Source organism: Peribacillus sp. P4_C12, from assembly GCF_056402095.1.
Genome location: NZ_JBFUIB010000846.1, coordinates 1 through 1,225, shown reverse-complemented (window position 1 = coordinate 1,225; position 1,225 = coordinate 1). Strand labels below are relative to the sequence as shown.

2 protein-coding genes are annotated in these 1,225 nt (G+C 34.9%); both read right to left on the bottom strand.

Translation table 11 applies throughout. The annotated features are described in order from the left end of the window. Window positions 1-225: 225 nt before the first annotated feature. The gene (locus tag AC1DUW_RS29610; protein ID WP_053346665.1) at window positions 226-669 is read right to left on the bottom strand and encodes a carboxymuconolactone decarboxylase family protein; all 444 of its coding nucleotides are present in this window, start codon (window positions 667-669) and stop codon (window positions 226-228) included. A 34-nt stretch (window positions 670-703) separates the two neighbouring features. After that, on the bottom strand, window positions 704-1,225 hold a 522-nt coding region (locus AC1DUW_RS29605), incomplete at its 5' end, for an FMN-dependent NADH-azoreductase (RefSeq protein WP_477644278.1).

Below are 1,225 nucleotides of genomic sequence, written 5' to 3'. Positions count from 1 at the left end.
GTGTTAGTCCATAATAGCCCATCCCTTCCCCTTTTCGTGATTCAGGGATTAGATCTGCTACGATGGCTCCGGTAGCTGTAGTTGCCATTCCAAATCCAATTCCATGGAAAAAGTGAACAATAAGTAGTGTTGTGATCGATTGCGCTATAGATACCTGTTACTTTATTTGGATGCCTTTTGTTTACAAACTGTGCCGAACACCCATATGATGTTCGTTGAGAATAATTATTTTTCAGTTGCTGTATTCCCCATTGCAATAGATATTCTATTCCAACTATTGATTTGATTAATTATTAGTACAAGGTCAACATATTGTCGCTCGTCATAATGTTCACGTACTCGTTGATAAAGCTCATCTGGCACACGTTTTGTCGGGATTAAAGTTACGTATTCTGTCAACTCAAGAGCCACTTTTTCAGGATCTGTGTAAAATGTGCACTCTCTCGAAGCACTAATACAATATAAACGTTGTTCCGTTTCTCCCATTTTTCTAGCATCAGCTGTATGCATGTTAAGACAATATGCACAACCATTTATTTGAGAAGCCCGAATTTTTATAAGTTCACGAAGTTTACGGTCTATACCTGTTGTTTTCGTATACTTCTCCATTTCCATCATTATTTTAAGTGCTTCAGATGCTACATTGTAATAATCAACTCGTTGTTCCAATTTAATTTCCTCCTTATATTTCTTTTCTTTGCCTTTAAGAAAGTATTAATTTAGGTGCTAATCTTGAAGCAGCTTCTTCAGCTTCTTTATATGCTTTTTGTAATACTTCATTTGGTTCTAGTAAAGCAGTTCCTTGCGCCCGAATGATTTGATAATCTTTAATACCAAGGAAATTGAACATTGACTTCAGGTATTTTTGGGAGTAATCAACTTCTGTATACCAATCATTATTGGTATAGATTGATCCACTTGCTTGTATAACAAGCATTCTTCGTCCGTCATTAAGTAGACCCACTGACCCATTTTCAGTATATTTAAAAGTTTCACGTGCAATCAGGATATTGTCCATATAATCTTTTAACTTTGATGGAATATTAAAATTATGCAAAGGTAAAACAATGATATACGTATTTGCACTTTTAAATTGATTTAAGATCTCGGACATACGCTCCGTTACTTTTTGTTCTTGACTAGTTAGCTCTTGTTCTTTTCGTTGTTTTTCCCATGCACTTAAAACTGTTTTATCTATCATAGGCACTTCATCACTATACAAATT